We start from the raw sequence: 23,700 nt of genomic DNA on the forward strand, positions 1-23,700 counted from the left end.
CGTCTTTAGTTATAACGCTTTTTCTGAGGCTCCACATAGGTTTTTGCTTTCCCTTCAGACCAAGTTACAATCTCATTAATTGCCTCACGCATGGCGTCTTCTTGAGCTATGACAATACGTTCAACGCGATATTCAGATGCAGTCGACTTGGCTTTAACAAGCTTGTTTCCGACCAATGTCCGTCCGCCGGCTTTGACAAGAACAACATCCATAACAACGCTGGCCTGCGGTGCCGTTTTAGCGCCGTTAATGAACACCGCTTGGAATTCGCGGACATCAATCGACAGAAGAAAATCACTATCAGCACCAGTATTTGCTGAAACAGCGCGAATTGATTGGCTCCGGTCAAACCCTTCAATAATGGCGCGTTGCAAAAGGCTGGGAACCGGGGCCTCCCATTTTGCCCCCTCGGCATAGGCAATTGTACGGCCATCAGGTGAAACCGCGATATCCGGGCCCCGCAGTGACGCAGGCACATTTGGCATATCAACACGAATAACCTTGGTGTCAGCCAGCTTTTCAACGAGATCAGCTCCCACATTAAGGCGGTAAATTGTCGGCGCTTTTGCCGGTTCAGGAAAAAGCGAAACACAAGCCGGTGTTGCGGCCAACAGAGCAGCGATCAAGCTAATTTTAAGGCGGGTTATCATTGGGGAACCTTTATACGTTCGCGATCTTTTCCGGATAGAAACATGGACGGGTTGCGTTCAATTTCCTCAGTCAATCGTGATATTGACTGCAATGTCGAACGCATATCGATGACAGCAAGTTCCAGATCGCGGATAATTTGTCCATCAATGCGCGCCAAAGTCCCGTCGGCATTTACAAGCAGTGTATTCGCACTCCCTGCCACTTCGCGGTAAGCAAGGATAGTTTTATCAACCTCTTCCAGTGTTTTCTCCAGACGAGTTGTCAGCGGTTTCACAACATCATTAATCACAATTTGTGCATCACGGGCGGTTTCGTCCACAGCGACTGAAGCGACAGATACATCTTTTGCAGCCTGATCAATACTCTCCAGCATTGTATTTACCCGGGCCATATCCAGCGGGGTTTCACGGTAAGCCCGTGTGAGGACTTCAACATTATCAAGAATTTTGTTAAAATTTACGACAGCTTCGTCTGAAAGAATATTTTGGACGGAGGATAAAGTGCGCTGCACCATCTCCAGAATATCGCCGCCGCCGGCTAGTAAACTGTCGAGCTGGCTACCCCGGCCTTCTATGAAATAAGGCCCTCGACCGGGTTGGTCTTTAAGAAGAGCAAAATTGCCGCCACCGGCTGTCAGTTGCACAAAGCTTAGGCCTGTCAAACCTTGCGGTTCTAATTGCGCGTAGCTTTTTACATCGATCGGCGTTTCCTTAAACACTTCGATGCGCACAAGTACTTTATTCGGATTATCGGGATCAAGCCGGATTGATGTCACTTCACCGACTTTAATGCCTTGAAAGCGCACTTCAGCTGACTCTTGAATCCCGCGAACCGGCCCGTCAAAGGTGACGATATATTCGTCAAATTCCTGATTAGGACCTGCACCTGACAACCAGAGAATCATCGCCAATATGCCCGTCGCAGCCAACATGACAAATGTGCCGATCAATGCAAAATGCGCGCGACTTTCCATTATTTTTTACTCTCTTTCAATCCGCCCCGGTTACCGGCGACTGCGGCAGCGCGGCTACGCGGTCCGCCAAAATATTCCTGTATCCACGGGTTTGGATCCGTAGTCACTTTATCTAAACTATCATTAATCGCAATGCGTTTATCCAACAGCACGGCAACCCGATCGCAAATCGTATACAAGCTATCCAGATCATGAGTGATCATCATAACCGTAAGTCCCAGCGCCTCGCGAAGGTCTAATATTAATTGGTCAAAGGCCGCTGCGCCAATTGGGTCTAGACCCGCAGTCGGTTCATCCAGAAATAAAAGCCCGGGGTCAAGCGCAAGGGCACGCGCCAGCCCTGCACGTTTACGCATGCCGCCGGATAGGTCAGACGGCGCAAGCGTTGCGGCATGCGGCGGAAGCCCCACGAGGTGTAGCTTCATATCCGCCAGTTCGCGCATTAGTTTGACCGGAAGATTACTGTGTTCGCGCATAGGAACCATAACGTTTTCGCGCACAGTTAAAGACGAGAAAAGCGCGCCGCCCTGAAACAGCACCCCGACACGGTTATTTAAAGCCTGACGTTCTTTTTCCGATAATTGCCCGCGCGGCGTGCCGTAAATATAAACTGTACCCGCATCAGGTTTACGTAGACCGAGGAGTGTATTGAGAAGGACGGATTTACCCGTGCCCGAGCCGCCGACAACGCCGACGATCTCGCCCTTGTTAATCTCAAGATCCAGATTTTCATGCACAACATTATCGCCGAAAGCCGTTTTTATACCTTTTGCGACAATTGGATGGTCATCCGTAATATCAAATTTTGCGTCAGCCATCAGAAGTTCATCTCCATGAAGAACATGGCAAAAATTGCGTCGAGAACGATAACGGCAAATATAGCCTGAACGACCGATGAGGTTGTGCGTTGGCCCAGCGACTCAACACTGCCCGTCACGGCAAGACCCTGACGACACCCGATGACAGCAATAATAAAGGCGAATACCGGCGCTTTAATCATTCCAACCCAGAAGTGCTGGATTTCAATATTCGTGCTAATTCGAAGAAAGAAGGTATTAAATGAGATGTCTTCCACGAGATTTGCGACAACTGCGCCGCCGATCAATCCCGACACCATAGCAATTCCGGTTAGGATTGGGGCGCTGATGAGACATGCCATAGCTCTTGGCGCCACTAATGTGCCGTCCGTATCCAGACCGATGACAGTCATAGCATCAACCTCTTGGCGCATGACCATCGAACCGATGGACGCGGTGAAAGCCGAATTTGATCGCGCGGCCATCATAATCGCCATAATCAGAACCGCAAATTCACGCAGCACGGCGAGTCCGACCAGATCGACCATAAATATTTGAACACCAAATGTTGCCAAAAGCTGCGCACCCATAAAGGCGATAACGCAGCCAATGAAGAAGGATAGGACGATAATAATGGGTACCGCATCAAGCCCGACACGTTCAATAAGCGATACGACAGAGCGCCACCGCACCCGTCCCGGCTGAACAATGGATTTAAACAAGACAACAACCACACGGCCTATGAAAGCCAGTGTGTCATATATTTCATTGATGCCTCTGACCGTGGCTTCACCCAGTCGGGTTATCACGTCATACCATTGTCGCTGGTTATGGGGCGGTTCACCGTTTCGGGCGTCTGCTGCTGCGGTAAGCAATTTTTTCTGCCCCTCAGTCGCCCCGATTGTGTCGAACACAGATATCGTCCCATCGCGACCCTTAAGGGCCCGTGCTAAAATATATGCGCCGCTTGTATCAATCGCTTCGGAACGGGTCAGGTCAAAGGTCACATGCTCATGACCCCCAGAATCAATCTGATTTTGCATCGCCTTGTCAATTGGTCCGGCCGTCTCATAGGTCCACCGGCCCAGAACCTCCACGACTAAGCGGTCATTCTCTATTTTAGTAATAAAGGCTTTATCGGCTATGTCCGCACTTGAGCTCATAGCTTGCAACGTGCAAAGCTGATGATGAAACGTCAACACAATAACGGCCCATGCAAACACTTTTTAACACTGTTCAAAACTATCCTGTCAAAGGAGTTTTCCGTATTGCGCGGGACACAAAAACACAGATCGATGTGGTCGAGGCGCATATTGGCCGCGGTGGTCTGACCGGCCGCGGGGAATGTCGGCCCTATGCACGATATGACGAGACCCCGGATAGCGTAATTTCGCAAATTGAAACTATCAGACCACAAATCGAATCAGGAGCGCAGCGCAGCGCTTTACAGGATTTGCTGCCTGCCGGGGCAGCGCGAAATGCGCTGGATTGTGCGTTTTGGGATTTAGAAGCCAAAGCCGCAGACCGTCCGGTCTGGACACTGGCCGGGCTGCCTCCCCCGCAGCCTTTGCGCACGGCCTTTACGTTATCGCTAGACACGCCTGAAGCCATGGCCAAAGCGGCGAAGTCGGCTGCGCAGTATAAAGTTCTTAAAATCAAAATTGGCCGGAAAGACGGACTGGATTGCGCGAAGGCTATTATGACGGCCCGACCCGATGCGGAATTAATTGTAGATGCAAATGAAGCGCTTGATCCTAATGAACTTTCTGTATTCCGTCATGAACTGAGAGACTGGCCGGTTTTATTGATCGAACAGCCCGTACGTGCAGGATATATTGATGCATTCAATAATCCGGATGCGCTCCCTATACTCTGTGCGGATGAAGCCCTGCATGAGCAATCCGATCTGGCCCGATTGTGGGCTCAAGGCTATCGCGCGGTTAACATCAAATTGGACAAATGCGGCGGATTAACTGCGGGCATTTGTTTGATGAGAGAGGCCAAGGATATGGGATTTGTAACAATGGCGGGATGTATGGTCGGCTCATCACTCGCGATGGCACCGATGTTTTTGCTGGCGCAACTGGCCGATATTGTAGATCTGGATGGCCCTGCCCTGCTGTCACGGGACATCAACCATGGTTTAAAGTATAAAAAAGACTTGGTTTTTCCGCCTTCGCCGGAGCTTTGGGGATAGACGCGGTGCAGCTAAGACGTTTTGGGAGATCCACCGCGAAGACGCGAACCAAAAATATCTGTTGTATCACGAAGGGAGTCCACGGATCGTGTCAGACTCATCATCGATTCATGGTCTAGGGGTAAACTCTGGGTTTTTAATGCATCACGAAAAACGGCCTCTGCTTGACGCGCGGAGAGTAAAGCGGTTTCAAGATCGGAAAGTTCGCTGACAATATCCGTTGCGCTCGGGTTATTGAGCAAAAAGAGCTTCGCTGTATCATTTGTCATCGTGACATAATCATTAGCGCGGTCAATATCTTCGACAATCATTTGCTCTTCGCTGCGGCGGGACAAATAATTACGGACAGGGTCAACAACCTCTCCCGTTTTTTTTAACCCGCGCACGAGGATATTAACAGCGGATTGCGCTTTGTTTGTTGGATTTATGCGCGACCACCCTTCAGTCGAAAACACACTGGATAGTTTCCGCGCGCTCATCTTCACTTCTGAGCGATCCTGCACCTCGGCCTGTGACATGAGCGAACCGGATTGAACCGGCGCCATTTCGACAGTTGCGCAGGCCGCAAGTGAAACTCCAAGAGCAATAGCGATAGCAATTTGTTTCATTCTGTGCAGTCCTTTGTCGGAATGTGTTCCCGGCGTTAAGTCTAATCTAATTTAACAAAGCTAGATTTATGTAATATGAATGCCGCATTATTTTCTCAGTTTAACATGAGCAATGGCCCGCGTTAACCTTTAATTCTACCCCTAATTTAAGGTGTCCCCAGTCCTATAATTGACCCGTACAGTTCCGGAAGAAACGTCTCAAAGACGCCGAATATCAATATCAATCCAATACTGATTGGCGCGACAAATCGGATCAATATATAAAGGAGATTGGCCATACCCTGGGATATACCCGCCGCTTCGACATCGTAAATTGCTTTTTTCAAACGCCAGCCAACAAATAAGACCAGAAGCAGTCCTGAGAGCGGAAGCATGATGGTCGATGTCAATTTGCCGTCAATCAGTCCGAAAAACCATGGCGAATAAATACAGAGCGCGCCAAGGGCCCACATCAGTAGACCCAGCATGATAGAGGCTTTGCCGCGGCTTTGATCAAACTTTTCGACCACATACGACACGGAGGGCTCAAACAGTGATATTGACGACGTAATAGCCGCAAAGAAAGCGAGGAAGAAAAATGCTGCACCGACGAGTGGTGCGTTTGACAGAGCAACAGGAAGCGTCTGGAAGAAAAGACCTGCGCCTGAATTTACAGCGAGACCGTGTGAGAACACGATCGGGAAAACTGCCAGACCCGCTATAATAGCGACGGCGGTATCCGTCATGGCGACGAAAATCGACGAGCGCGGAATGCTAATGCTGCGCGGCAAATACGACCCATAGGTAATCATAATTGCGCTACCAATTCCAATTGAGAAGAAGGCCTGTCCGAGTGCACCGCGGATTGTATCAATATTGACCTTGCCCCAATCCGGTGTGAACAAAAAGCCTAGCGCAGCTGCGCCGCCATTTGTCTGTTCACCATCCAAAATAATGGGCGTATTAAAACCCGTATAAAGGCTATAAATAGAAAGTCCCGCTAAGAGAGCGAAAAAGAGCGGCATCAAGAACTTTGCCGTCGCCTCAATCCCTCTATTGACCCCGCGGGACACCAAAAAAGACGTAAAGGCCGCAAACAAAGTGAACCAGCCAAAAACCTTAAAATGCGAGCTCCAAATTGCCGATCCGTCTTCGTTTTTACCAATGGCATCAGTTCCGAATTGGCTGGCAATCTGATCAGGCGTTAAACCCTCAAAGGCGCCAAAAAGAAATTTCGGAATATACATTAATACCCATGCCGCCACGACACAGTAAAAGCTGACGATCAAAAACGCAGCGACCATCCCGATCCAGGCAAAACTCGCCCAGCCCTTGGATACACCGGACTGCACAGTCAAATCTTCAACGCTCATGACGGCGCTGGATGCCTGTCCGGCCCGACCAACCAAATATTCGCTCATCAACACCGGAATTCCGATAAACAAAACGCATATGAAGTAAATGATAACAAATGCACCGCCGCCATTAGATCCAGCCTCGGCAGAAAATCTCCATAGATTTCCGAGACCTACAGAAGAGCCGACTGCAGCCATGATAAAAGCAAAACGTGATGACCACTGGGCCGTGCCTGGTGCTGCCATAAATTCCCCCGAAAGTTGATCGACACAAAGACGATTTATATTTTCTTAACAGTCTCAATTGTTTGGCGCTAAATCAAGCAAAAAACGGCAGCTGTCTGCAGCAAGTTAATCGCGTTTTTTTACACATTGGTTATAATTTAATCTTAGGTTGAAAATATATTAGCTTCGGAGTTGTTATGCTTGCCCCAAAATCCAATATTTCTCTTACTCCGCAAACCGAAAAAAGTGCTGCTGCACCGAAAGACGGCGGACACTCAAAACTTCACAGCACGTCCAAACCGCGCAGTGAAAACTCTTTAACACAATCCAAACCGGTCTCTAAAACTGCAAATATGCTGAATGTTCTAGTTGCGGAAGACAATTACACAAACCGGGTTTTAACCCGGACTCTGTTACAACGCTGCGGATTTAACCCAACGCTTGTCAATAATGGATATGAGGTTATCGGGGCGTGCCGTATACAAAAATTCGATCTCATTCTTATGGACATTGATATGCCGCAGCTTAACGGTATAGAGGCGACGCAATATTTAAGGCGCCATTCGGGTGCAAATCAGACGACTATAATCGTTGCCCTCACCGCCTACGATTCCCCTTCGGAAAAATATACCTATCAACATAGCGGGGTCGATCACGTTATAGCCAAACCGCTTAGACCTGACGCCTTAGCCCATATATTGGAAACACATTTCGAGATAGAACATAATCTACCGCGTGATCCTGACTTTAAAATATCACAAGGCAGCTGTGTTATTGATGCCAGTATTATCGGGACCCTAGCCGCGCAATATGATATTTCTGATTTAAAATCTGTATTTAAATCATTCTGGGCTATTGCAGACGGTCTTTATAAGGATATGGCCGCAGCTTTCGACCAATGGAACGATCATGAACTTGGGCAAGCTGGTCACGCGCTCAAAGGCGCAGCAGCAAATATTGGTCTGAGCGAAATATCCGGCATTGCCGCAACCCTGTCCAAAGCGAGCCCTGCTCAAGCCGGCCCGATATTAGCGCAGCTTGATGCTGCGATTTCGCGCGGAAAAAAGGCTTTAAGAGTGTTTGTACGAGAAATGTCTTAGAACTGCGGGCTATAACAGCAAACCTGCGCCGCGCGGCAAATCCGAATTGCGGTGAACATGGGCGGACAAAATTAGACCGAAACCGGCGAGAACAACCAGCATCACTGTGCCGCCGTAAGAAATCAACGGGAGCGGTACACCAACAACGGGCGCGAGGCCCGTGACCATCGCCAGATTGATATAGACATAGAGCATAAATGTCGCGGTAATCCCTGCTATCATTAACTTAGAGAACACGTTTTTCATTCGCGCCGCAATAATCATGCATATCGCCGCTATACCCATATAAAGCGCCATCATGCCTATTCCACCTAGAAGGCCGAACTGTTCGCCGATAACAGTGAAAATAAAATCGGTACGGTTTTCGGGCACGTAATCGAGATTAGCCTGGGTGCCTTTCATAAAGCCTTTACCGTTAACTCCGCCCGATCCCAGAGCAATCTTTGACTGGGTGATATGATAGCTGGCCCCTGACGGATCCCGCGACGGATCCAAAAATGTCCAAATGCGTTCACGCTGATAGTCTTTAAGACCAAATTTATAAAATAGCGGTACAGCGATAGCGGCAGCGATAAGGCCGCTGCCGATAATGCGCCACCGTACGCCTGCCAGAAAAATAATCATGAGTCCCGGGGCGATAATAAGCAGGGTGGTTCCAAGGTCGGGCTGCCGCAAAACCAGCAATGCCGGCAAAGCAATGATAATTAATGCGCCGAGAACCCCTGTCGGCTTTGAGATGCGCCAGTCCGGTAAATCATGATAAAATCTGGCGAGAGCAAGAACCACTGCCAGCTTCATAATTTCCGAAGGCTGTATTCGCGTCACATATATGTCCAGCCAGCGCTGTGATCCATTTACGGATACACCAAACACCTCAACGCCAATCAACAATAAAAGCGATGCGAGATATGCCGGATAGGCCATACCGAACCAAAAGCGAAAATCAATAACGGCAATCAGAATCATCAGGGACAACCCCATAATCAAACGCGTCAAATGTTGCTGGGCGCCTGCATCCCAGACGCCTTTGGTCGAGGCGTAGATCATAGCTACGCCCAGCAAGCCCGTCATAAAAATCAGCGTCGGAAGCAGCCAGTCAATCTCGAATAGCTTTCCACGCAACCCCCCATATTCAGATCGCCGGGTAATCATTACATGTCCTCTGTAAGGTTTGCGCGCGTCTCATATCCATCAGAAGCGAGCGCGCTTCGGAGCATGCCGCGGACCATATCAGCCGCTTTTCTCGCCCCGGAGCCGCCATGCTCGACAATGCAGCTCGCGGCGAAGCGCGGATTATCGAAAGGCGCATAACCGACAAAAATTGAGTGATCGCGAAACTTCCAGGGAAGTTCTTCATTTCTGCGTACGCGTACGGCGCGCTCTGCAGCAGATATTCCTTTGACTTGGCCTGTGCCCGTTTTTCCGGCCATTTTCACCCCTTCAAAACCCATAGAATTCGGACGATACGCTGTCCCTCCGGGTTCTTCGCAAACCGCATACATCGCGCTTTGCATATGTCCTAAGTGTTCAGGGTTGACCTTCAAAAGATCAAAATCGGGAACGCCGCCACCAACAATAAGATGCGGAGTCACGGCATATTTGCCATTAGCAAGTCGTGCGGCCATAACGGCAAGTTGTAGCGGCGTGGCCAGAACAAAACCCTGACCGATTGATGCATTAAAGCTATCGCCCGTACGCCACGCATCATTAAGGTGGTTACGTTTCCATTCGTCATCTGGGAGAAGTCCCGGCGACTGCCCCTCAATTCCAATATCAAAGGTTTGACCCAAACCCATGCGAAGGCCCATCTGTTTGATACGGTCTATCCCAATACGCTCAGCCATTGTATAAAAATAACTATCACAACTATGCTTCACAGCATTACGCATATCCATCCGGCCATGACCGCGGCGTTTCCAGCAATGGAACGTCCGCGGGCCGAGCTGCACTTTGCCTTTACAAAAAACGCTTTCATTTGGGTTTATCAAACCGTTTTCCAGCCCGGCCATAGCGACGACCATCTTAAAAGTTGAGGCTGGCGGATATCCACCGCCAATGACTTTATTAAATTGCGGGCGCTTCTCATCGGCGTTCATGCGGTCCATATCCGCTTGGGTGAGTCCGCTGACAAATAAATTGGCGTCAAATGTCGGCATAGATAACAATACGCGAAGCTCTCCCGTCTGTACGTCCATTACTACTGCGCCGCCGCTTTCCTCGCCGAAGGCTTTAGCCGTCTGCGTTTGTAGCTTTGAATCGATAGTTAAATAAACGTCCTCGCCCGGACGTGCGGCATCCGATTCATTCGGGAATTCACGCACGATTCGGCCCAGCGCATTGACTTCGACTTTCAATCGGCCGCGCTCGCCCCGAAGGCGCTTATCGACCACAGCCTCAACACCGGTTTTGCCGATCTGAAACGTCGGCTGCCGCAGCAGCGGGTTATCGTCTTCTTCCAGAGCCTTTGGTCCGGGCTTACCGACATAGCCTAAGATATGTGAAAACTCGCCATCCGGTGGATATTGCCGCGTTTGGCCCGATTGCGGGATTACGCCGGGCAGATCCGGCAAGTTTAGGTTTAACGCGGCGAACTGTTCCCATGTTAAATGATCTTCAATCAAAACCGGGACAAAACCGCGATTGCGCTTGATATCACGTTGAATGCGCTGTGATTGTCTCTCTCCAATATCCAAAAATGTTGAGAGATGCCTGAGTGTTAAATCTATGTTTTCTATCCGCTCAGGAACAATCATCAGCCGGTAATCCATACGGTTCGTAGCGAGCGCAAAACCGTTACGGTCTATGATCCGCCCGCGATCCGGCACGATAATCTGAAAATTAAACTGGTTATTTTCAGACAGCGTCCGGTAATCTTGTCCGTGAACGACCTGCAAATTATGCAATCGCGCGCCAATAATGCCAAATAGAGTCATTCCCCCGCCGCCCAAAACCAAAGCGCGTCGTGAAAATTCCTTGTTTAACTTTTCTCTGTCACTCATGTCCGAGCCCGGCGAAGGTCTACGCGCCCCGTCAGCGCATTTAGTATATCACGGAACCAGAATATGACGGCAAATAAAAGTATCGATAGCAGCCCGCATGCCAGCAAGGTGACGAGGTTAGGGAACTTCCCCAATGACAGGGCTCCAAATATGGACGTCATTGCACTAAGCGCCAGACACCACAGGCTGTATATTACGATATTAGATATCTTGGCTCTGGGCAGAATTTGCTGCGCCGGATTGGTCACGGCGTAAAGAAGTGCATAGCTCAAGGCAAACAGCCCTAGCGGCCCTCCCGAAACCAAGTCTTGAAACAGCCCGATAAGCAGCGCGCAGAAAACAGACACGCCGTAGTCAGCGCGATAAGGCCATAAGTAAATCGCCGCTGCCGGGAGAAATAGCGGTGTAACGGTTAGCCATGGACTGCTAAAATCAATTGCCGATACAAGAACAAGTATCAGTCCGAAGCCCAGCCCTTGAAAGGCATAGAGGACGGATTGAGATCGGCTGATACGTCCGCGGATCATCATGGTTGCGGCTCCGTCACAGGCTCGGCAAGAGTATCTGACTGCGATAAAGACTGCTCGGAAATAAGCTCAATCAAGGCCGTGAGTCTGTCATCGCGGCGCGGCGCAATAGGGGCGTCCTCATTGTCTGCGAGTTCATCGGTCAACAGCTCAGAGACAGGAGGAGCAATGGCATAAAACGGCTGTACCCACATCCAATCAATCGACCGGCGCGAGAATAGCCGAACCCGCCGCCCCGTCTCTTCGGTACCAAATACGGTGCCAATCGGCAGGCCGCGCGGTAGAACGCCGTCATCCCCGCTGGTTACAACTTCGTCGCCATCTACCCAGTCCCCATCCCCGACAAAACTAAGCTGCGGTGAGGCCGAATTATCTCCGGCAAGAATGGCCCGCTCACGGCTCCGTAAATTTATAACCGGAATACGGCTGCTTAGATCGCGTACAGAGATAACCCGCGCCGAACTTCGGCCTGTCCGAATGACGCGGCCATAGAGCCCGTCCTTCGTTAAAACCGCCTGCCCCTTTTGAACGCCTTGATTTCTTCCCGAATTAATTAGAGCGGAATGCACAAATGGGCCGTTTTGCTCACTGACAGCCCGCACCGTAATGCGCGTTCGAAACCGCCCCGTTTCAATGTCCGCGCCAAATATATCTTTCAGATAGGACACCTCGGCTTTAACAGCCTTATAATCTTGCTCGACAAGACGTAGGCGGGTGTTTTCAGCCTCCAAAGTGCCATTTCTTTCGACAAGATCGCGGTAATCTCGAAAACCTGACAGCAGATTTTCAGTGCCGCGAACCGGCATATTTAAAACACTGAGAGCCTTGGTACTCAAAGTCTCAGCAGGCTGACGTACGCCTCCGAGGGGTTGCCGTCCATTAAGTCCGAGTAAAAACAAAATAATGGCAAAGATCAGCGCAAGAATTGCGACGCGTCGCACCATTGATTGGCGGGCATTGGACGGGTCGGTATCATAACGTGCCATGAACCGATCCTACGCACATGTTGCGAAAAAGTGTCGGTTAAACACCCGCAGACAGCGCGCCCTTCCATTTCTTAAGATTTTCAACAACAGCACCGCAGCCGCGAACAACGCAAAACAGCGGATCTTCGGCGATAGAGACTGGCAGCCCCGTACGGTTGCGAAGTTCAGTATCTAGATTTCGCAAAAGGGCGCCGCCACCGGTCAACATAATGCCTTTATCGACAATATCAGCCGCGAGTTCCGGAGGGGTGGATTCCAGCGCATTTTTAACGGCTTCGACAATCTGCTCAACGGGTTCAGCCAAGCTCTCCGCAATCATGGCCTCTGTGACACGGATTTCGCGCGGCACGCCGTTCATCAAATCGCGGCCCTTAATCTGTACTGTCATGCCTTCATTATCTTCAGGCATTGTCGCGGAACCGATTTCTTTTTTCACGCGCTCCGCGCTCATCTCACCGAGAAGTAAATTGGTTGTGCGGCGAATATATTGGATGATCGCGTCGTCCATTTTATCGCCGCCAACGCGTACGCTGCGTGAGTAAACCACGCCATCCAGCGAGAGAACCGCAACTTCAGTGGTTCCGCCGCCAATATCAACAACCATAGAGCCCGAGGGCTCGTGAATGGGAAGACCGGCACCCAGCGCCGCGGCAGTCGGCTCAGGGATAAGATGCACCTGACGCGCGCCAGCGGCTTTTGCGCTATCGTGAATCGCGCGTTTCTCAACAGCAGTTGCGCCGGACGGAACGCAGATGACGACTTGAGGATGCACTAAATTCCGGCGGTTATGAACCTTCTGGATGAAGTGTTTGATCATTTCTTCCGCGACTTCGAAATCGGCAATCACGCCGTCTTTCATCGGCCGGACGGCTTCAATGTTACCCGGCGTACGTCCCAGCATCATTTTCGCGTCCTGACCAACGGCGTGAACAACCTTGCGGCCGTTTTTCATAGAAAAAGCGACAACGGACGGTTCGTTAAGAACAACGCCGCGTCCTTTGACGTAGACCAAGGTGTTAGCGGTTCCGAGATCGATCGCGATATCAGCCGATAGAAGTCCAAAAAGATTAGAGAGCATATATTTATATCCCGCCGCGCCGTGATGCGCTCCGCCAATTCGAGTTATCTTAAAAGTCTGACAGCATCAAATGTAGCGACTCGTCGTAAGTAATGAGTTAAGTTCTTATCGGCTTTAGATAATTAAATGCAAGCATTTCGCTGTATTAGAGCGGCTCCACAGGCAAAATATTTGCGCGTTTGGCCGCGCGGCTGCGGGCAAGGACGTAACCAATCCCGATGACAATAATAAAACCGATCATCGCCAAAGCAATACGCCACGGATCACCGGACAAGGCTGCAATCAGACTTTCCCCTAAAAAGGCAATCGCCAATATCTTAGGCATTATACCCAGAGCCGTACCGCCAAGATAATGGATGAATTTCATGCCGGACATTCCCGCCGCCATATTCACCAAAACAAACGGGCCGCTTGGCACGAGGCGAACACCGAAACTTACCCAAAATCCACTTTTTCTGAGGCGCGCAACAAAACGCTCTACCCACGGACGCCGCAACCTTGCCAGATGCTTCTCACCTAAGAGACGCCCGGCCCAGAAATCGACCGCCGCCGATATCATTGTCGCAAGCCAGCTATAAGCCGCGCCCATGACGGGACCGAAAGCGATCACGCTTGCCCCTATCAAAGCCCATTGCGGAACACCTATAAATGCGGCCAGTACGAAAACCAGGATTAATATGAGAACAGCCCATGGTGAATCGGAGAGACCTGACAAAAGCGTATTTACGTCACTTTCGGTTATACCGAAAACATGACGCGCAACCATAAAAAGCGCCACGACCGCAATCGCGCCGCCAATTAAAAGCAAAGTTGGTCTAAGGCGGTTTTCGGGTGAATTACTCATAGTTTGGCCTAGCGTGATTTAATATTTTATCCAAGCTAAGCTGCGATAAACGCTAAAAAAAAGAGCCGCTAAAAGCGGCCCGTCTCAAATGAGACTAAGAGTTTACGCATGACTGTTCCAAAACTGGAACACTCAAGCAATAATTCACCCGACCTCATAGGTCAAATAGAAATCTACGCAAAGTCTTGCCAGTACTCCAGCAGCGCCGTCCCACTGTCAAATTTTGGCCATAACGGCGTTTGGTTACGAAACCATGTCATTTGGCGCTTGGCAAAGCGGCGCGTTTGCTGCTTTGCCATCTCAATTTCGGACAGTACCGCCATTTCGTCAGCAGCGTTTTCTGCGCGAATGAGCTCAGGCACGCCGATCGCCTTCATAACTGGCAATAATGTAGACAGCCCCCTCTCTTGTAACTTGCTAACCTCAGTCAGCCCGCCATTTTCTGCCATTGCTTCGAACCGACCGTTAATACGCGCATATAATGCGGCCCGGTCAGGCATCAGGACGGCCCCTGTCCAGCTTTCTGCGGCAATCGCCGGAACTGTTTGCGCTTGCCATGTTGAAAGCGCTTTGCCTGTGCCGAGCGAAACGCTCACGATACGCTGCAATCGCTGCGGGTCATCGCCGAGGACTTTCCCGGCAGCAATGTAATCGAGATGCTCGGCTTGGTCGCGCAACGCGGATATCCCTTCATCTCGCAATATCGCTTCCGCCTGCTCACGCGCCTCATTCCCGGCATCGGGAATGACCGCGAGGCCCTCTGTCAGAGCTTTGAAATACAGACCCGTGCCACCAACAAATATCGGGTGTAGCCCGCGCGCGCTAATCTGTTTCGCGATAAGAACCGCTTCGGATAGCCACGCACCGACATTATAACGCTGCGCACCATCAATATGACCGAACAAATGATGGGGCACACCGTCCATTTCAGAACTCTCAGGACGCGCACTGATGATATGCAGGTCACGATAGACCTGCATCGAGTCGGCATTGATAATCTCTCCGCCCACAGTTTTGGCAAGCTTCACTGCAACAGCGCTCTTGCCGCTGGCCGTCGGGCCTGCAATACAAAATACTGTTTTCTCAAGAGTGATCATGGGCAGGGTTTAGCGGTGAGTAAGGTAAAAAGCTATATAGTCTGCGGGGTTCTCCCGGCTGCCGATGAGCAGACGTTTTTCGAACTTGAGGCGCTCACTTTGAAACGCGCAAGCCGTGTATCCCCATATAAAGTATTGTCCGAAGCCAAGGCGTTTGAAGCCCACATTGAAACTATGATGTCCGGAAAGGCCTATCAAACGGCAATTATTGAAGACCTCGCCGCATTAGGAATAAAGGCCGATGTGGCCGTCATGAGCGCAACAGATTCACGTAATAAGGCGCTGTTGATTTGCGATATGGACAGCACGCTGATCGGGCAGGAATGCATTGATGAACTGGCTGATTTCGCTGGGGCTGGTGAATATGTGGCTGGCATCACAGAACGCGCCATGCGCGGTGAACTGGATTTTGACGCAGCACTGACGGAGCGCGTAGGACTCTTAAAAGGATTGCCGCTATCGACGCTGCAAACCTGCTTCGATCAGCGCATTACAATGAATAAGGGCGCACGTATCCTAGCCCGAACAATGGCGGCTAATGGCGCAAAGACCGTCATTGTGTCAGGCGGATTCACCTTCTTTTCACAGCGCGTCGCAAACGCTGCGGGCTTTGATCACAACCAAGCCAATATATTATTGGATGATGGCGCGGTTTTGACGGGCAAAGTGAAAATACCGATTTTGGGACGTGAAGCCAAAAAAGCTTCACTGGAAACATATAGCGCCGATATTGGCGGTCCAGCTGCAGCGCTCGCCATAGGTGACGGCGCTAATGATTTGGCGATGATTACGACGGCGGGATTGGGGATTGCCTATCGCGCAAAACCAGCCGTCGCGGCCGCCGCGCACTGCGCGATTAATCACACCGACCTGACAACAGCTCTATATTTTCAGGGCTATAATGACTCAGAGTTTATAGCGGATTAGCTACTGTCGCGAACCGAATAAATAACTGGATAACCGCCGCGATTAACTAAAATCATGATCGGCAAACCCTCTTTCGACGCCGCATCTACCTTTGACTTGAAGTCCTCAACATTCTTTACGTCTTTATACTCAATTTGCGATATTACATCGCCGACACGAAGTTTCCCGGATGCAGCTGAGCGGCTTTTAATATGGGTGATCAGCACACCGTTCACGTCACCCGGAATGCGGTATTTGCGGCGCAGTGCAGGCGTAAGAGACTCGGCGGCAACACCCATAGCCACGACTTTAGCCGCTTGCACTTCACCGTCCTGTATCTCGGCTGGGTCTTCTTTCAGGCGCGTGATCGTGACATTTGCCGTATCAACGCGTTTGCCTTTGCGAAGATAGCGCACCTTCACAGCACTGTCGATTTTAGTGTCTGCGACTTTGAGAAAAATATCTGAAGATTTTTCAAGTTCCACACCATTATAGGACAGAATAATATCTCCCACCTGCAGTCCCGCCTTATCGGCAGGGCCGTCTTTTTCAACCTTTTTAATGAGCGCGCCTTTGGCATCATTCAATTTGTAACTGGCGGCAATGTCTGCCGTCACAGGCTGCACATTGGCGCCCAGATAACCGCGCCGGGTCTCGCCATAGTTTTCGAGCTGGCTAGAGACCTGCGATACTATATTAATGGGAGTGGTAAATGACAGGCCGATAGACCCGCCTGTCGGCGAAATAATCGCCGTATTCATACCGACGACTTTGCCATCCATATTAAATAATGGCCCGCCGGAATTACCTTTGTTAATCGCCACATCGCTTTGAATAAAATCATCAAATGCATTATTACCGAGATTGCGGTTACGGGCGGATACAATGCCGACCGTAACCGTACCCGCATACCCAAAAGGGTTGCCGATCGCCATGACCCATTCACCGACTTTGACATCATCGCTATTGGCGATTTCGACAAAGGGGAGATCGCGCCCGGCCTCGATTTTAAGGACAGCAACATCGGTTTTTGGGTCACGGCCAATCAGCTTTGCAGTATAGGTTTCGCCGTCAGGAAAGGTCACTTCAATCACGTCAGCGTCTACAATAACGTGGTTATTGGTCAGAATCGTACCGTTCTTATTAACGACAAAACCGGAGCCTAGCGAAGAGGCGATGCGGCCTTCGCCATTCCCGAAGAAATCATTGAACCGTTCCAGCGGTGACCCATTTGGAAAATCAGGCATTTCGACATTCGGCTCGATATTTTGTGATGTCGAGATATTGACCACTGCGGGCGATAATCGCTCAGCCAGATCGACAAAATCGACGGGGCGGGAGACCTGCGCAGAAGCAAGGGGCGCAAAAACATATTGCGCCGCAAATGATGATGTCAGCAGAGCTGAACCGAGCAGAGCGGCGCGCATAACTGTCATAGTCGTATCCTTTACATAATTACGTCCAGCCTGCCAAATTGGCCGCCGGACGCAACTTAATTTTTCGTGAGGCGCAAATATGCGCCCCGGCGCGATGTCTAGCGCTTGCGTCCGCTCTGGCTACCGAGGTAGGACAGATATTCATCGCTATCCGGCGACAGAATATATTGCGTCTCATTCCCGGCCAGACCTTCACGGTAAGCTTCCATTGAGCGGTAAAATTGATAAAACTCAGCATCCTGACTATGAACTTCGGCGTATATACGCGTCCGTTCAGCATCGCCCTCACCTTTTGTGCGCTCGGCTTCTTCACGCGCTTCAGCGAGGATAACTTGCGCCCGACGTTTCGCATCGTTTTCAATCCGCGCCGCGTCTTCTTTACCTTTTTCGCGAAGATCGGTTGCAACTTCGAAACGGTCAGCCCGCATCCGGCCAAAAACTGACTCAGCAACTTCATCCGGATAGTCAGCGCGTTTAATACGCACATCAATAACCTCTATGCCGTAATTGGCACCGCTGGCCGCCGCATTAGCCGCGTTCTGAATGTCCTGCATTAACTCGGCACGTTTACCGGCGATAATGGTTGGTGTATCTACCTTACCGAGACTGTCACGCAGGCTGGCTTCGACAATAGGTTTGAAACTGGTTTTCAAACGCGCTTCGGTTTTAAAGCGCTGATAATATTGTACAGGATCAGTAATACGGTAGCGCACAAAGGCGTCGACGAGGAGAGGGTTGGAGTTCACATCACGAATGCGGACCGGATCGAAATCCAATTCCAGATTGCGGCGGTCCAAAATGACGACCTGTTCCCAGGGCCACTTATATTTCAGTCCGGCGTCAGAGCCTTTGGCATTGCCGTCCCACGGATTGACCACGCGTTTATATTCACCAAATTGGAGAATAAGCGCCTGCTCCATTTCTTTAACGGTATAGACGGATAACATCAGGCCGATGCCAACGATTACGGCCATAATTATGGCCAAGAAAGAACGCTTCATCATCATCCCCTAATTGTTAGTTTTCTTGATTTGATCCAGCGGCAGATACGGCACGACGCCACTGCCGGCATTGCCATCAATAATAATTTTAGGCTTACCTTTGTAAACCTCTTCCATCGTCTCAAGATAGATACGCTGGCGGGTCACGCGAGGGGCGCGCCTGTATTCTTGATAGACAGAATCAAAGCGCGCGGCATTACCCTTGGCATCGGCGATGACGGCTTCTTTGTAACCGCGCGCCTCTTGAATAAGTTGATCGCCTTGGGCTTTGGATTGGGGAATCACCGTATTTTCGACCGCTTTGGCTTTGAGGATAGATTGTTCGGCATCCTGCTTGGCATCAACAACGTCCAGAAAGGCCTGCTCAACGGCGCGGGGTTCCTGCGCCTCTTTAAGTTCGACTTGCGAGACGATAACGCCCGCCTGATAATCATCGAGCATTTCCTGCATCAAAACCTGAACACGCTGCGCAACAATATCACGGCCTGACGTACTGAGATCCTCAAGTGTTGTTTTGCCGACAACTTCACGCATTGCGCTTTCGGCCACATCCTGAACGGCGCTCGGGACGTCGGCAACGTTAAACACATAATCCGCAGAATCTCCGACGCGCCAGCGCACGGAATATGCTACACGGGCAATTTTCTCATCCCCGGTCAGCATTAAATTTTCTGACGACGTGCCGATATCCACAGAGCGTTCACGCTCTACATCGACGAGTTCTTTAATCTCTAAGGGGGTCGGCATTTTCACATGAAGGCCCGGCGCCGTTGTACGGCTATATTGGCCAAAACGCAAAATAACGGCCTCTTCACCAACATCGACTTTATAAACGGATGTGACCACAAGGAAAAAGCCCAGCGCGCCAAGAACAAGAAGTGGAAGCGGAATGCCTTTACCTGATTTCGCGCCGCCCGGACCGTTAGGGCCGCCTTTGCGACCCCCGCCGAACCGGGATTTAAGCTGCTCGACAGCTTTTTCAAAATCCTGCGGGCCTGGATTTGCGCGCGGTTTGACCGGACGCACGGGTCGAGGACCGCCATTACCGTTGCCCCACGGGCCGCCGGGTTTCTTACCGCCGCCATTACCGCCTGATCCGCTTCCCCATGGGGACCCATTATTCAGATCGCCTTCAATCTTATCGTTCATGTTGTCTCCGCTAATATGTTATTGTCTATGTGGGCAGCGCCACGCCCATTATCAAGATGTTTCACGCTCATATTGCAGGAAACGGTAGCGATAGTCGTCATCCTCACCCTGCATCCAGTCTGTGTGTTGAGACAGTCTCCACTGCGCTTCGTTGACAGCCGGAAAATGAGCGTCGCCCTCAATCATTATATCGACCTCTGTAATATACATGCGGTCGCAATATTTCATCAATTTCGCATACAGTTGCGCGCCGCCAATGAGCATAACTTCGTCCGCGCCGCTACTGCCTGCGAGTTCATAACCGCGCCCGATGGCATCGTGAATGAGGCTAAAGGTCTCGGCCTTTTTCGCAACGTAATCACTGTCCCGGCTAACGACCAGATTGGGACGCCCGGGGAGTGGAAAAGGCAGGCTCTCCCATGTTTTGCGGCCCATTATCACCGGCTTGCCTAATGTGACGCGTTTAAACATCTTCAGGTCGCCGGACAGACGCCACGGTAAGTCACCATCGAGGCCAATAACGCCGTTACGCGACTTGGCCACAATTAGCGAAAATTTCGGGTCTGTGCTCATAACTCTCTACTCATTAACGGGGGTTACACAATACAGCCACCGGAGTATAGAGCGGCATGTCGACCTATTCCGAACCTGCAGAGATTTCTGAAAGCCGTGAAAAGCCGATATGGGCCATTCCGTTTACGCTAGTCTATGTGCTGCTGATTCCATTTATCAATTGGAGTTTTACATGGGCGCCGATGTGGGAGTTGCTGCCGGGCTGGGCCTTTAATCCAGTTACCATCGTTACGGGTCTTGTTCTTGTTGTGCGCGATTTCGCGCAGCGTGAAATCGGCCACAACGTCCTGATCGCTATGGCCATTGCCTTGATGCTGACCGCGGTTTTCGCGGGCAAAGAACTGGCGCTGGCCAGCGGCGCAGCGTTTGCTATTTCCGAGATCATAGACTGGGCGATGTTCACATTCACGAAATACAAGCTCTCAACCCGCGTGCTGGTGTCCTCCGCCCTCGCAGCGCCGCTCGACACAACTATATTTCTCTATGGCGCGGAAATGATTCGTGACAATCAACTCACCGTGCCTAATGTCACGATATCGATTGCAGGCAAAATGCTCGGCGCATTTGTGATATGGTGGATTGTCCGGCGCACAATCGACAAAAGTAAGGCTTAGACATATGGAAAATGCCGTCATAATGCCCCTGTCTTTCGCAATACTTGCCTATATCGGGACAGCCGTTTTTGCGCTGAGCGGGTCCTTGATGGGACTAAACAAGCGCATGGATATTATCGGCGTCGCCTTTGTCGCGACGCTAACCGGAATTGGCGGCGGCACGATTCGCGACCTCCTCATCGGGCGAACGCCTGTGACTTGGGTGACAACGCCGAACGATATTTTCATCTGTTTCGCCGTCGCGGCTTTGGCCTGTATCTTCTACCGCGTCTTTATGGGACGCACGATGAAATGGCTGATTTATGCTGACGCCATCGGTATGGCGCTGTTTTCCGTACTTGGAACAGCCATCGCGCTGCGCACAGGCTCGCATCCCATAATCGCGATTCTGTTCGGCGCGATGAGCGCCACCTTTGGCGGCATAGTGCGTGACGTGATCTGCTCAGAGCGCCCAATTTTGTTTTCTAAAGAAATTTACATCAGCGCCGCGCTCCTAGGCGGAGCATTATTTGTCGCCCTGCCCGACACTTTAGGGTTCGAGATCCGCGCCGCCATAGCGATGAGCGCGGCGGCCGCCTTGCGCATTGCGGCACTCTTGTTTAGCTGGTCATTGGATTTTCCAAATTATCGCCATGCCGAGCGCAAAAGCGACGCGGAATATATTATGGAAGAGATGGACAAAGATAATGAGTGAACTACTTCCAAAATGCCCAAAGTGCGAAGCCGAATTCACTTATCAAGATGGCGCGCTACTGATCTGTCCCATGTGCACACATGAGTGGAACCCCGATAACGCCGTAAGCGGCGAAAAAGTCTACCGCGACGTCAACGGCAATGACCTGGCCGAGGGCGATATGGTAACCTTAATTAAAGATCTAAAAGTGCGCGGCACGTCCAAAACCGTAAAAGTCGGGACAAAGGTCAAAATCGGGCGGCTTGTCGACGAAGATCACGATATTGACTGTAAAATTGACGGCTTTGGCGCGATGAAACTCAAAACTGAATTTGTGAAGAAGTCAGGTTAGAGTTAGGGTTTATTACAACGCCCGTAGCTCGTTCCGATAGCGTTTGGCGTTGGCCACATATATCTGTGCGCTCATCTTTAGCATGGCGATTTGCGCCTCGGTGAGCTGTTTGACCACCTTGCCCGGGCTGCCCATGACCATGGAGCCTTCGGGGATATCTTTACCTTCGGTAATCAGCGAATGGGCGCCGATCAGGCAGTTTTTACCGATGCGGGTTCTGTTTAAAATTGTGCTGCCAATCCCGATCAGGCTGTTATCGCCGATTATGCAGCCATGCAGCATAACGCGGTGACCGATTGTGACATCAGAGCCAATGGTCAGCGGACATCCCGGATCAGTATGCAGCACGGAATTATCCTGCACATTACTGCGCTCGCCGACCGTAATCAGGTCATTATCGCCGCGCAATACTGCGCCAAACCAGACAGAGCTATGCGCCATTAATTTGACATTACCCATTACATGCGCACCGGGCGCGATATAATGCGAGCCGTCTTCGGGAAGTTGCGGGCTAATGTCACCAAGGGCGTAAAGGCTCATTAGTCAGTCAGATCCTGCTGCAAAATAGAGATATTCAGATCATATGAGATATCGTCGGCGTCTTCGTCATCAATATAAAGCAGGCCTAGAATTTCATCATTGAGATAAACCTCGACGCTGTCGGCGACTTTGCGCGCGCGCAGGTCAAATCCGTCAATGCCGAAACGTTTCTGCAGATAGGCTTTAACGGTAGAAATCTGTGTGGGAGTCATGTGTCATCCTTAAGTATATTTTGATTCATATTTTGCGCAGGGTTTTTACACGGCCCGCCGATCGGTTTGGCGGGCACGCCCGCAACGGTGCAATGAGAGGATACAGCGCTAAGCACAACAGATCCGGCTGCAATTCGGGCGTGATCACCGATGGTGATATTGCCAAGTATTTTCGCGCCTGCGCCGATAAGAACGCCCTCGCCCACTTTGGGGTGGCGGTCTTGGTGCTCTTTGCCCGTTCCGCCCAAGGTCACGCCGTGCAAAAGCGAACAGCCATCTCCGACAACAGCCGTTTCGCCAATCACGATGCCGGTAGCATGATCAAGCATAATACCGTGGCCAATTTTCGCTGCCGGATGGATATCAACGCCAAACAGCTCTGAACAGCGGCTCTGCAGATGATAGGCAAACATATCGCGGCCCTGCGTAAACAAATAATGCGTAATCCGGTATGTCTGCAGCGCCAAAAAGCCTTTGAAATACAAAAAGACTTGCAGGCATGATGTGGCCGCAGGGTCACGCTGGCGCACGGCTAAAAGGTCGGCAGAGGCTGATTTAATCATAGACGGGTCGGCATTGTAAGCGTCCGCAATCGTCTCGCGAATATGAATAGCTTTAAACTCTGCATTGGCCAGTTTTTCAGCCAGATGGTTGGCCAGCGCGGATTGAAACGATTTTTGCCCCAATATCAAATCATGCAGCATGGACGCCATGGCGCGCTCCTGCACGGCTGTGCGCGCGGCTTCCTCATTGAGCTGCGTCCAGGTGCAAGGCTTTGACATCGCCATTTGTTCGGGCGTGTTGACCACGGTCATTTTCGTCATTTCG

At 50.9% G+C, this 23,700-nt stretch carries 26 protein-coding genes; 6 read left to right on the forward strand and 20 right to left on the reverse strand.

All coding sequences use genetic code 11. The features are described 5' to 3' along the window. Positions 1–5 precede the first annotated feature (5 nt). From H142_RS0103790 to H142_RS0103805, 4 genes are read right to left on the reverse strand one after another with little or no spacing between them, the layout of a single operon-like run. Positions 6–650 carry an ABC-type transport auxiliary lipoprotein family protein gene (locus H142_RS0103790; protein ID WP_017930773.1) on the reverse strand — a complete coding sequence of 215 codons (645 nt, stop codon included), beginning with the start codon at positions 648–650 and terminating at the stop codon, positions 6–8. Further along, the gene (locus tag H142_RS16100) at positions 647–1,624 is read right to left on the reverse strand and encodes an MlaD family protein (RefSeq protein WP_017930774.1); all 978 of its coding nucleotides are present in this window, start codon (positions 1,622–1,624) and stop codon (positions 647–649) included. Before H142_RS16100 ends, H142_RS0103790 begins: the two co-directional genes overlap by 4 nt. Then, complete coding sequence (locus tag H142_RS0103800) at positions 1,624–2,442, reverse strand: ABC transporter ATP-binding protein (RefSeq protein WP_017930775.1); 819 nt, start codon at positions 2,440–2,442, stop codon at positions 1,624–1,626. Before H142_RS0103800 ends, H142_RS16100 begins: the two co-directional genes overlap by 1 nt. After that, the gene (locus H142_RS0103805; RefSeq protein WP_017930776.1) at positions 2,442–3,584 is read right to left on the reverse strand and encodes an ABC transporter permease; all 1,143 of its coding nucleotides are present in this window, start codon (positions 3,582–3,584) and stop codon (positions 2,442–2,444) included. The genes H142_RS0103800 and H142_RS0103805 overlap by 1 nt, the downstream gene beginning before the upstream one ends. A gap of 50 nt (positions 3,585–3,634) precedes the next feature. Here H142_RS0103805 and H142_RS0103810 point away from each other — a divergent pair, with 50 nt between their 5' ends. Further along, on the forward strand, positions 3,635–4,618 hold the full coding sequence (locus H142_RS0103810) for a dipeptide epimerase (protein WP_017930777.1): 984 nt from the start codon (positions 3,635–3,637) through the stop codon (positions 4,616–4,618). Between the two features lie 11 nt (positions 4,619–4,629). Here H142_RS0103810 and H142_RS0103815 read toward each other — a convergent pair whose 3' ends face one another. Next, positions 4,630–5,226, reverse strand: coding sequence for a hypothetical protein (locus H142_RS0103815; RefSeq protein WP_017930778.1), 597 nt, complete (start codon positions 5,224–5,226; stop codon positions 4,630–4,632). A gap of 146 nt (positions 5,227–5,372) precedes the next feature. Next, positions 5,373–6,806 carry a sodium-dependent transporter gene (locus H142_RS0103820; RefSeq protein WP_017930779.1) on the reverse strand — a complete coding sequence of 478 codons (1,434 nt, stop codon included), beginning with the start codon at positions 6,804–6,806 and terminating at the stop codon, positions 5,373–5,375. Between the two features lie 176 nt (positions 6,807–6,982). Here H142_RS0103820 and H142_RS0103825 point away from each other — a divergent pair, with 176 nt between their 5' ends. Beyond that, complete coding sequence (locus H142_RS0103825) at positions 6,983–7,885, forward strand: response regulator (RefSeq protein WP_017930780.1); 903 nt, start codon at positions 6,983–6,985, stop codon at positions 7,883–7,885. Between the two features lie 9 nt (positions 7,886–7,894). Here H142_RS0103825 and rodA read toward each other — a convergent pair whose 3' ends face one another. The 7 genes from rodA to miaA form a co-directional block, all read right to left on the reverse strand. After that, on the reverse strand, positions 7,895–9,037 hold the full coding sequence (gene rodA, locus H142_RS0103830; RefSeq protein WP_017930781.1) for a rod shape-determining protein RodA: 1,143 nt from the start codon (positions 9,035–9,037) through the stop codon (positions 7,895–7,897). Continuing rightward, positions 9,037–10,884 (reverse strand): penicillin-binding protein 2, encoded by a 1,848-nt coding sequence (gene mrdA, locus H142_RS0103835; RefSeq protein WP_017930782.1) that lies wholly within the window; start codon positions 10,882–10,884, stop codon positions 9,037–9,039. Before mrdA ends, rodA begins: the two co-directional genes overlap by 1 nt. After that, positions 10,881–11,414 (reverse strand): hypothetical protein, encoded by a 534-nt coding sequence (locus H142_RS0103840; protein WP_017930783.1) that lies wholly within the window; start codon positions 11,412–11,414, stop codon positions 10,881–10,883. The genes mrdA and H142_RS0103840 overlap by 4 nt, the downstream gene beginning before the upstream one ends. After that, entirely contained in the window at positions 11,411–12,397 is a 987-nt protein-coding gene (mreC, locus tag H142_RS16105) for a rod shape-determining protein MreC (protein ID WP_017930784.1), read from the reverse strand. The genes H142_RS0103840 and mreC overlap by 4 nt, the downstream gene beginning before the upstream one ends. A gap of 37 nt (positions 12,398–12,434) precedes the next feature. Then, on the reverse strand, positions 12,435–13,475 hold the full coding sequence (locus H142_RS0103850) for a rod shape-determining protein (RefSeq protein ID WP_017930785.1): 1,041 nt from the start codon (positions 13,473–13,475) through the stop codon (positions 12,435–12,437). Between the two features lie 145 nt (positions 13,476–13,620). After that, entirely contained in the window at positions 13,621–14,319 is a 699-nt protein-coding gene (locus H142_RS14220; RefSeq protein ID WP_017930786.1) for a TVP38/TMEM64 family protein, read from the reverse strand. A gap of 173 nt (positions 14,320–14,492) precedes the next feature. After that, positions 14,493–15,416, reverse strand: a complete 924-nt coding sequence (gene miaA, locus H142_RS14225) for a tRNA (adenosine(37)-N6)-dimethylallyltransferase MiaA (protein ID WP_017930787.1) — start codon at positions 15,414–15,416, stop codon at positions 14,493–14,495. A 15-nt stretch (positions 15,417–15,431) separates the two neighbouring features. Between miaA and serB the strand changes: the two genes are divergently transcribed. Beyond that, positions 15,432–16,343: a phosphoserine phosphatase SerB gene (gene serB / locus H142_RS0103865; RefSeq protein ID WP_017930788.1), complete on the forward strand. Its 912-nt coding sequence runs from the start codon at positions 15,432–15,434 to the stop codon at positions 16,341–16,343. Here serB and H142_RS14230 read toward each other — a convergent pair. From H142_RS14230 to H142_RS0103885, 4 genes are all read right to left on the reverse strand, one after another. After that, positions 16,340–17,758 (reverse strand): Do family serine endopeptidase, encoded by a 1,419-nt coding sequence (locus tag H142_RS14230; protein ID WP_017930789.1) that lies wholly within the window; start codon positions 17,756–17,758, stop codon positions 16,340–16,342. The genes serB and H142_RS14230 overlap by 4 nt on opposite strands. A 98-nt stretch (positions 17,759–17,856) precedes the next feature. Next, on the reverse strand, positions 17,857–18,759 hold the full coding sequence (gene hflC, locus H142_RS0103875; protein WP_017930790.1) for a protease modulator HflC: 903 nt from the start codon (positions 18,757–18,759) through the stop codon (positions 17,857–17,859). Between the two features lie 9 nt (positions 18,760–18,768). Then, positions 18,769–19,908, reverse strand: a complete 1,140-nt coding sequence (gene hflK, locus H142_RS0103880) for an FtsH protease activity modulator HflK (protein ID WP_017930791.1) — start codon at positions 19,906–19,908, stop codon at positions 18,769–18,771. A gap of 51 nt (positions 19,909–19,959) precedes the next feature. Then, positions 19,960–20,481 (reverse strand): dihydrofolate reductase, encoded by a 522-nt coding sequence (locus tag H142_RS0103885; protein ID WP_017930792.1) that lies wholly within the window; start codon positions 20,479–20,481, stop codon positions 19,960–19,962. A gap of 56 nt (positions 20,482–20,537) precedes the next feature. Between H142_RS0103885 and H142_RS0103890 the strand changes: the two genes are divergently transcribed. From H142_RS0103890 to H142_RS0103900, 3 genes are read left to right on the forward strand one after another with little or no spacing between them, the layout of a single operon-like run. Next, on the forward strand, positions 20,538–21,095 hold the full coding sequence (locus H142_RS0103890; RefSeq protein WP_017930793.1) for a hypothetical protein: 558 nt from the start codon (positions 20,538–20,540) through the stop codon (positions 21,093–21,095). 4 nt (positions 21,096–21,099) lie between these two features. Next, the gene (locus tag H142_RS0103895; RefSeq protein ID WP_017930794.1) at positions 21,100–21,789 is read left to right on the forward strand and encodes a trimeric intracellular cation channel family protein; all 690 of its coding nucleotides are present in this window, start codon (positions 21,100–21,102) and stop codon (positions 21,787–21,789) included. Then, on the forward strand, positions 21,782–22,120 hold the full coding sequence (locus tag H142_RS0103900; RefSeq protein WP_017930795.1) for a zinc ribbon domain-containing protein YjdM: 339 nt from the start codon (positions 21,782–21,784) through the stop codon (positions 22,118–22,120). The genes H142_RS0103895 and H142_RS0103900 overlap by 8 nt, the downstream gene beginning before the upstream one ends. 12 nt (positions 22,121–22,132) lie before the next feature. Here H142_RS0103900 and H142_RS0103905 read toward each other — a convergent pair whose 3' ends face one another. The 3 genes from H142_RS0103905 to cysE are packed head-to-tail and all read right to left on the reverse strand — an operon-like array spanning position 22,133 to position 23,696. Continuing rightward, entirely contained in the window at positions 22,133–22,660 is a 528-nt protein-coding gene (locus H142_RS0103905; RefSeq protein ID WP_017930796.1) for a gamma carbonic anhydrase family protein, read from the reverse strand. Then, positions 22,660–22,872 (reverse strand): DUF3126 family protein, encoded by a 213-nt coding sequence (locus H142_RS0103910; protein WP_017930797.1) that lies wholly within the window; start codon positions 22,870–22,872, stop codon positions 22,660–22,662. The genes H142_RS0103905 and H142_RS0103910 overlap by 1 nt, the downstream gene beginning before the upstream one ends. Further along, the gene (gene cysE / locus H142_RS0103915) at positions 22,869–23,696 is read right to left on the reverse strand and encodes a serine O-acetyltransferase (protein WP_017930798.1); all 828 of its coding nucleotides are present in this window, start codon (positions 23,694–23,696) and stop codon (positions 22,869–22,871) included. The genes H142_RS0103910 and cysE overlap by 4 nt, the downstream gene beginning before the upstream one ends. Positions 23,697–23,700: the final 4 nt, after the last annotated feature.

This window comes from Robiginitomaculum antarcticum DSM 21748, assembly GCF_000365025.1.
Taxonomy (GTDB): domain Bacteria; phylum Pseudomonadota; class Alphaproteobacteria; order Caulobacterales; family Maricaulaceae; genus Robiginitomaculum; species Robiginitomaculum antarcticum.

What these genes read in the sequence shown, in the direction of transcription:
- H142_RS14230 (WP_017930789.1), bottom strand. Translation starts at nt 17,758, where the DNA reads ATGACAGTTATGCGCGCCGCTCTGCTCGGTTCAGCTCTGCTGACATCA.
- H142_RS0103895 (WP_017930794.1), top strand. Translation starts at nt 21,100, where the DNA reads ATGGAAAATGCCGTCATAATGCCCCTGTCTTTCGCAATACTTGCCTAT.
- H142_RS0103900 (WP_017930795.1), top strand. Translation starts at nt 21,782, where the DNA reads ATGAGTGAACTACTTCCAAAATGCCCAAAGTGCGAAGCCGAATTCACT.
- rodA (WP_017930781.1), bottom strand. Translation starts at nt 9,037, where the DNA reads ATGATTACCCGGCGATCTGAATATGGGGGGTTGCGTGGAAAGCTATTC.
- mrdA (WP_017930782.1), bottom strand. Translation starts at nt 10,884, where the DNA reads ATGAGTGACAGAGAAAAGTTAAACAAGGAATTTTCACGACGCGCTTTG.
- H142_RS0103905 (WP_017930796.1), bottom strand. Translation starts at nt 22,660, where the DNA reads ATGAGCCTTTACGCCCTTGGTGACATTAGCCCGCAACTTCCCGAAGAC.
- mreC (WP_017930784.1), bottom strand. Translation starts at nt 12,397, where the DNA reads ATGGCACGTTATGATACCGACCCGTCCAATGCCCGCCAATCAATGGTG.
- H142_RS0103910 (WP_017930797.1), bottom strand. Translation starts at nt 22,872, where the DNA reads ATGACTCCCACACAGATTTCTACCGTTAAAGCCTATCTGCAGAAACGT.
- H142_RS0103890 (WP_017930793.1), top strand. Translation starts at nt 20,538, where the DNA reads ATGTCGACCTATTCCGAACCTGCAGAGATTTCTGAAAGCCGTGAAAAG.
- cysE (WP_017930798.1), bottom strand. Translation starts at nt 23,696, where the DNA reads ATGACGAAAATGACCGTGGTCAACACGCCCGAACAAATGGCGATGTCA.
- H142_RS16100 (WP_017930774.1), bottom strand. Translation starts at nt 1,624, where the DNA reads ATGGAAAGTCGCGCGCATTTTGCATTGATCGGCACATTTGTCATGTTG.
- H142_RS14220 (WP_017930786.1), bottom strand. Translation starts at nt 14,319, where the DNA reads ATGAGTAATTCACCCGAAAACCGCCTTAGACCAACTTTGCTTTTAATT.
- H142_RS0103815 (WP_017930778.1), bottom strand. Translation starts at nt 5,226, where the DNA reads ATGAAACAAATTGCTATCGCTATTGCTCTTGGAGTTTCACTTGCGGCC.
- H142_RS0103800 (WP_017930775.1), bottom strand. Translation starts at nt 2,442, where the DNA reads ATGGCTGACGCAAAATTTGATATTACGGATGACCATCCAATTGTCGCA.
- miaA (WP_017930787.1), bottom strand. Translation starts at nt 15,416, where the DNA reads ATGATCACTCTTGAGAAAACAGTATTTTGTATTGCAGGCCCGACGGCC.
- hflC (WP_017930790.1), bottom strand. Translation starts at nt 18,759, where the DNA reads ATGAAGCGTTCTTTCTTGGCCATAATTATGGCCGTAATCGTTGGCATC.
- H142_RS0103885 (WP_017930792.1), bottom strand. Translation starts at nt 20,481, where the DNA reads ATGAGCACAGACCCGAAATTTTCGCTAATTGTGGCCAAGTCGCGTAAC.
- H142_RS0103790 (WP_017930773.1), bottom strand. Translation starts at nt 650, where the DNA reads ATGATAACCCGCCTTAAAATTAGCTTGATCGCTGCTCTGTTGGCCGCA.
- H142_RS0103805 (WP_017930776.1), bottom strand. Translation starts at nt 3,584, where the DNA reads ATGAGCTCAAGTGCGGACATAGCCGATAAAGCCTTTATTACTAAAATA.
- hflK (WP_017930791.1), bottom strand. Translation starts at nt 19,908, where the DNA reads ATGAACGATAAGATTGAAGGCGATCTGAATAATGGGTCCCCATGGGGA.
- H142_RS0103850 (WP_017930785.1), bottom strand. Translation starts at nt 13,475, where the DNA reads ATGCTCTCTAATCTTTTTGGACTTCTATCGGCTGATATCGCGATCGAT.
- H142_RS0103825 (WP_017930780.1), top strand. Translation starts at nt 6,983, where the DNA reads ATGCTTGCCCCAAAATCCAATATTTCTCTTACTCCGCAAACCGAAAAA.
- H142_RS0103820 (WP_017930779.1), bottom strand. Translation starts at nt 6,806, where the DNA reads ATGGCAGCACCAGGCACGGCCCAGTGGTCATCACGTTTTGCTTTTATC.
- H142_RS0103810 (WP_017930777.1), top strand. Translation starts at nt 3,635, where the DNA reads ATGCAAACACTTTTTAACACTGTTCAAAACTATCCTGTCAAAGGAGTT.
- H142_RS0103840 (WP_017930783.1), bottom strand. Translation starts at nt 11,414, where the DNA reads ATGATGATCCGCGGACGTATCAGCCGATCTCAATCCGTCCTCTATGCC.